The 5656-nt window shown below is 57.9% G+C and carries 5 protein-coding genes; all 5 read right to left on the reverse strand.

All coding sequences use genetic code 11. The features are described from left to right. On the reverse strand, positions 1–605 hold a 605-nt coding region (locus IV091_RS13600), incomplete at its 3' end, for an LpxD N-terminal domain-containing protein (RefSeq protein WP_293469608.1). A 50-nt stretch (positions 606–655) separates the two neighbouring features. After that, positions 656–1162 (reverse strand): OmpH family outer membrane protein, encoded by a 507-nt coding sequence (locus IV091_RS13605; protein WP_293469610.1) that lies wholly within the window; start codon positions 1160–1162, stop codon positions 656–658. Beyond that, positions 1162–3471 (reverse strand): outer membrane protein assembly factor BamA, encoded by a 2310-nt coding sequence (gene bamA, locus IV091_RS13610; RefSeq protein ID WP_293469612.1) that lies wholly within the window; start codon positions 3469–3471, stop codon positions 1162–1164. Before bamA ends, IV091_RS13605 begins: the two co-directional genes overlap by 1 nt. A gap of 12 nt (positions 3472–3483) precedes the next feature. After that, positions 3484–4857 carry an RIP metalloprotease RseP gene (gene rseP / locus IV091_RS13615; protein WP_293469614.1) on the reverse strand — a complete coding sequence of 458 codons (1374 nt, stop codon included), beginning with the start codon at positions 4855–4857 and terminating at the stop codon, positions 3484–3486. A gap of 1 nt (position 4858) precedes the next feature. After that, the coding region (gene dxr, locus IV091_RS13620; RefSeq protein WP_293469616.1) for a 1-deoxy-D-xylulose-5-phosphate reductoisomerase at positions 4859–5656 on the reverse strand (798 nt) is incomplete at its 5' end.

Below are 5656 nucleotides of genomic sequence, written 5' to 3' on the forward strand. Positions count from 1 at the left end.
ATCTTGACCCACTGGCCACCATGCGCAGCAAACCCAAAGCCGTCAGCGCCTATCACGGCGCCAGGGTGAACAATGCAGCGCTCGCCGATGCTGCAGTCGTCCCCCACCGTGACCCGGGCAGACAGCCGACTGTCCGCGCCAATGAGCACCCGCTGCCCGACCACGCAATGCTCGGCAATGCGCGCGCCTGCACCAATCACCGCACCGGCCGCAATGCAGGCAAACGCCCCGACCGACACACCAGCAGCCAGCGAGGCCCCGGGGTCAATAAACGCGCTCGGATGAATCTGCGGCTGCGGCGCCGGAAAATGGCGCCGCTTCCAGAGCTGGGTGATGAGTGCAAAGTAATGATAAGGATCGTCAACCACGATGCAGCCACCGCGCCGCACGGCGGCTTCGCGAGCGCCAGGCCCCACCACCACGCAGGCTGCAGCAGACTGTGCGAGTTTGCCAAGGTATTTGGGGTGACTGAGGAAAGTCAGGTCCTGCGGACCCGCAGCATCCAGGGTTGACAGGTGAACAATCAGCGTCTCGGGGTTACCCACCAGCTCGGCACTGGCCTCACCCGCCAAAGACTGAACAATATCGGCAAGTCGCAGCGTCAAAGGGCACCTGGCATTTTTGGGCCGTTTCTGCGCGTGGTGATCACACGCAATTAACGTGCGGCGTTCAGCGCCTTGATCACCTTGTCGGTGATGTCATGCTTGGGATTCACGTAGACCGACTCCTGAAGAATCAGATCATACTTTTCGGTCTCGGCCAGCGCTTTAACCACTTTATTGGCGCGTTCGATGACTTGCTGCAGCTCTTCGTTTTTACGCGCGTTCAGGTCTTCCTGAAATTCGCGGCGCTTGGTTTGAAAGGTTCGGTCCTGGTCAACGAGTTGCCGCTGGCGCGTTGTCCGCTGGCTTTCAGCAAGCGTTGGCGCTTCGCGCTCAAACTTCTCAGACAGGGTTTTGAGTTGGGCCGCAAGATCGCCCAGCTCTTTTTCCCGCTTGCTGAACTCCTGCTCCAGCTTGGTCTGCGCCGTCTTGGCTGAGTTGGCTTCGCGAAAAATGCGATCCAGGTTGACAACACCGACCTTGAACTCCTGCGCGCTGGCGGTAAAACCCACCAGTGCGATGGCAAGACCCAGAAAAAATTTGCTTGAAAAATGCTTCATTAGAAAGATGTACCAATTTGGAATTGCAAACGTTCGAGTTTATCTTGCGCCTGTTTACGCAAGGGTACCGCATAAGCGATACGCAAAGGACCGATAGGAGAAATCCAGCTGATACCGATCCCGGTTGAAACTCTCAGATCATTGAAGTTATAGCTCTCTTTTTCACCGAATACGTTGCCGGCATCGACAAAGCCGTAGAGGCGAAGCGTGCGGTCGTTGCCTGCGCCCGGAAATGGCGCAAGGAGTTCGGCATTGAGGGTCAGCTTTTTGGGGCCGCCTAGCGCCAAGGTCGGGTCCGAACCCAAGAGATCACGCGGCCCTAAAGAACCCTGCTGAAATCCGCGTACCGAACCCAATCCGCCTGAATAGTAATTCTTGAAAATAGTGAAATTTTGGCCGCTCAGGCCTTTCCCCCAACCTAACTCACCATTCAGTGCCACTGTGAACTGCTTGTTGATCGGTATGTATTGCTGGATCTGGTAGTTGGCACGCACAAAGCGGACATCGCCCGCGACACCCCAGTCCCCATACAGTCGCTGGTAGCGCCCCGTTGTCGGCACCAGCGCACTGTCGCGGTTGTCACGCGACCAGCCCACCGTCAAGGGCACGGAGTTTGTCTTGTAGCCGCGCTCATTGGCGTACAGAAGGTAAGGATTGGGAAGACCATTGCCCGGCACAATCGTCAACGACTCGTAGCCAGTGCCGAAATAAACGGTGTCGTTTTCGGTGAAGGGAACGCCAAAACGAATACTGGCGCCCCGCGTCTTGAGGCTGTAGTCGCCGCCCTGGCCAGACAGTGGCTTGGAAGTGCGGTCGTACACGTCGATCGTGCGTGAAATGCCATCTGCCGTGAAATACGGATCAATCGTGCTGAGCACCAGTTGCCGGTTTGACTTGCTGGTATTGAGTTCAATGCCCAGGTAGTTGCCTGAGCCAAAAACATTTTCTTGCCGGATGCCAAACATCAGGGACAGTTTGTCAGCACTGGAAAAGCCGGCGCCCAACTGGAGGTTGCCCGTGGGTTTTTCTGCCACAGCCACCGTCAGGTCAACCTGGTCCGGCGTGCCGGTGACTTCCTGGGTTTCCACGTTGACATCGGTGAAGAACCCCAAACGGTCCACGCGGTCGCGAGAAAGGCGGATTTTGTCCCCGTCGTACCAGGAAGATTCGAATTGGCGAAACTCCCGCCTGACGACCTCGTCACGCGTTCGGCTGTTGCCCGCCACGTTGATGCGCCGCACATAGGCCCGGCGCGAAGGCTCGGCCTGCACCACAAAAGCCACCCGGTTGTTCACCCGGTCAATTTCGGGTGTCGCCTCTACCTTGGCAAAGGCAAATCCGAAAGTACCAAAGTAGTCGGTGAAGGCCTTGGTGGTTTCAGCCACCGCATCCGCGTTGTAAGGCTCTCCGGGCTTGATGGTCACCAGGGATTTGAATTCTTCTTCCTTGCCCAGGTAATTGCCATCGAGCTTGACGCCAGAGACCACGAAACGCTCACCCTCGGTAATATTGAGCGTGACAGCGATGCTCTGCTTGTCTGGTGAAATCGCCACCTGCGTTGAATCCACCCTGAACTCGAGATACCCGCGTGAAAGGTAATAAGAGCGCAAGGTCTCGATATCCGCGTTGAGCTTGGACCGGGAATAGCGGTCAGATTTGGTGTACCAGCTCAGCCAGCCGCCGGTATCCTGGTCAAACAAACCTAACAGCGTGGATTCACTGAAAGCCTTGTTGCCCGTGATATGGATTTCCTTGATCTTGGCCACATCACCCTCAACCACGCTGAAGGTCAGGTTCACGCGGTTGCGCTCGATGGGCGTCACGGTCGTGATGACCTCGACGCCATAAAGGCTCTTGTTGATGTACTGGCGCTTGAGTTCCTGCTCAGCCTTGTCGGCGAGCGCCTTGTCAAAAGGCTGTCCATCTGAAATGCCGGCGTCGCGAAGCGCCTTTTTTAGCACGTCCTTGTCGAATTCCTTGGTCCCGACAAAGTCGACGTCAGCGACAGTAGGACGCTCCTCAACAATCACGACCAGCACGTCACCGCTGACTTCAAGCCGGACGTCCTTGAACAAACCCAAGCCAAACAGCGCGCGGATCGCCGTAGAGCCTTTGTCGTCGCTATAGGTCTCGCCTACGCGAAAAGGCAGCGACGCGAAAATCGTTCCCGGCTCCACGCGCTGCAATCCCTCAACCCGGATATCACGAACCGTAAACGGATCAACGGCCCAAGCAGAATTGACCAGGCACAAACCGGCGGCAATAGCGCAAACTGCACGAACTTTGAATCGATTGAATTGTTTTTGCATGAAATGTTGGAATTAGCCCAAAAGTCGGGCGACATCATTAAACAGGGCGACAGACATCATGCCCAGAAGGATGGCAACGCCACCGCGCTGCAACCGGTCCATCCAGACGTCAGATACGCTGCGGCCGGTAATGCCCTCCCAAAGATAATACATCAGGTGTCCGCCGTCCAAAACCGGCAGCGGCAGCAAGTTGAGAACGCCCAGACTGACGCTGATCAGCGCAAGAAAAAGCAGATAGGAAGACCAGCCCATGCTGACCGATTTCCCGGCGTAATCCGCGATCGTGAGTGGTCCGCTCAGGTTTTTGAGCGAGGCCTCGCCAATCACCATTTTCCCCATCATCTTCAGCGTTAAAAGCGACACCTCCCAGGTGCGAACGGCGCCCTGCCACAAGCCATCAAGGGGGCCGTAGCGCACCGTAACGAATTCAGGGGGTTCGCCCACATAGGCGCCGATTCGGGCGACGATGGCGCCCTGCTCCTGCTTGACCTGTGGACTCACCTGCAGCACCAGCGCCTGGCCAGAACGTAGAACCTCCCAACGCTGCGGCGCAGCGGCAGTATTTCCAGCCGATGCCGGCGCGGAGTTGCGTATGGTTTCACGCAACTGCTGGCCATCCACGATGACGCGACCATCGACTCGCTTCACCAGATCCCCCGCACGCAGACCAGACTTTTCGGCGGCACCGCCAGCCATTACCTCTCCAATTACCGGCCTGGTCCATGGGCTGAGGATGCCGATTTTCTGGAATAACCGGGCGTCTGCTTCGGGCGTATCGAGTTTGCTGAGCGCCAATAGCACCGTTCTGGATGTGGTTGATGAATCATCGCCGAGCACCAACGTCAGGTCGCGGCCATCAAGGGCACCCTGCGTGAGGCGCCAGCGAAGGTCCTCAAACGAGCGAACGGTTTCCAGTGGGTCCCCTTCAAAAGCTGCCTGCTGGACTACTTCCTCACCACGCAGGCCTGCCTGCTCGGCCAGGGAGCCGGCCACTGGACTGGCCAGGACGGCCCTGGGCTCCTGCAAACCACTCCAGTTGACGATGGCGTAAAGCAGTATGGCAAGCAGCAAATTGGCTGCCGGGCCGGCAGCCACGACAGCCGCACGGGACTTCAGCGGCTGCGTGTTGAAAGCCAGATGGCGCTCGGCCGGGTCGACCGGGGCTTCCCGCTCGTCGAGCATCTTGACGTAGCCGCCCAGCGGCAGCATGCCAATGGCGAACTCCGTAGGCTTGTTTTTGAGCCGCCAGGTGTAGACAGGCTTGCCGAAACCGATGGAAAACTTGAGAACCTTGATACCGCAGGCCACCGCCACACGGTAGTGGCCGTATTCGTGAACCGCAATCAGGATGCCCAGTGTCACGACAAATGAAATCAGTGTCAGCATGTCAGCGCTCCAACTGTTCGGCGAACTGAGCGGCCACCAGGCGCGCGCGCGCGTCCAACGCTAGCAAACCCTCGATGTCGTTGACATCAGAGACCGCGACCGCGTCCAACGTTGCATGGTTCACATGGTGAATTTGGTCGAAGCGGATTTGCTTGTTCAAAAAAGCCGCTACAGCCACCTCGTTGGCGGCATTGAGCACTGCCGTGCTGCCCACAGGCGCATTCAGGACCTCCCAGGCAAGCGGCAAACCAGGAAAGCGCGCATGATCAGGCACCTCAAACGTCATATTGGCCAGGGATGCAAAGTCCAGCGCACTGGCCCCCGAGATGATCCGGTCGGGCCACGCAAGGCCATAGGCAATCGGCACCCGCATGTCGGGTGTTCCCAGCTGCGCCACCACCGATGCATCATGGTACTGGACCATCGAATGAATGATGCTTTGGGGATGGATCACCACTTCAATTTTCGCCGGGTCCAGACCAAAAAGATATTTGGCTTCTATGACCTCCAGGGCCTTGTTCATCATCGTCGCTGAATCGACTGAAATCTTGCGGCCCATGACCCAGTTCGGGTGCGCACAGGCCTCATCCGGCGTGACATCCCGAAGACTGCGGGGATCACGGGTGCGAAACGGTCCACCGGATGCCGTCAGGATAATTTTCTCAACGCGCTGGGGCCAGCTTGCAGCGTCTTCGGGCAAGGACTGGAAAATGGCTGAATGCTCGCTGTCAATGGGCAGCAGCTGCGCGCCGCCTGCGCGTACCGCCTGCATGAACACATCGCCGCCCACCACCAGCGC

Origin of the sequence: Polaromonas sp. (assembly GCF_018780625.1) — a bacterium.
GTDB lineage: Bacteria > Pseudomonadota > Gammaproteobacteria > Burkholderiales > Burkholderiaceae_C > Polaromonas.

Coding starts and splice junctions, on each gene's coding strand:
- bamA (WP_293469612.1), bottom strand. CDS start 3,471: ATGCAAAAACAATTCAATCGATTCAAAGTTCGTGCAGTTTGCGCTATT.
- IV091_RS13605 (WP_293469610.1), bottom strand. CDS start 1,162: ATGAAGCATTTTTCAAGCAAATTTTTTCTGGGTCTTGCCATCGCACTG.
- rseP (WP_293469614.1), bottom strand. CDS start 4,857: ATGCTGACACTGATTTCATTTGTCGTGACACTGGGCATCCTGATTGCG.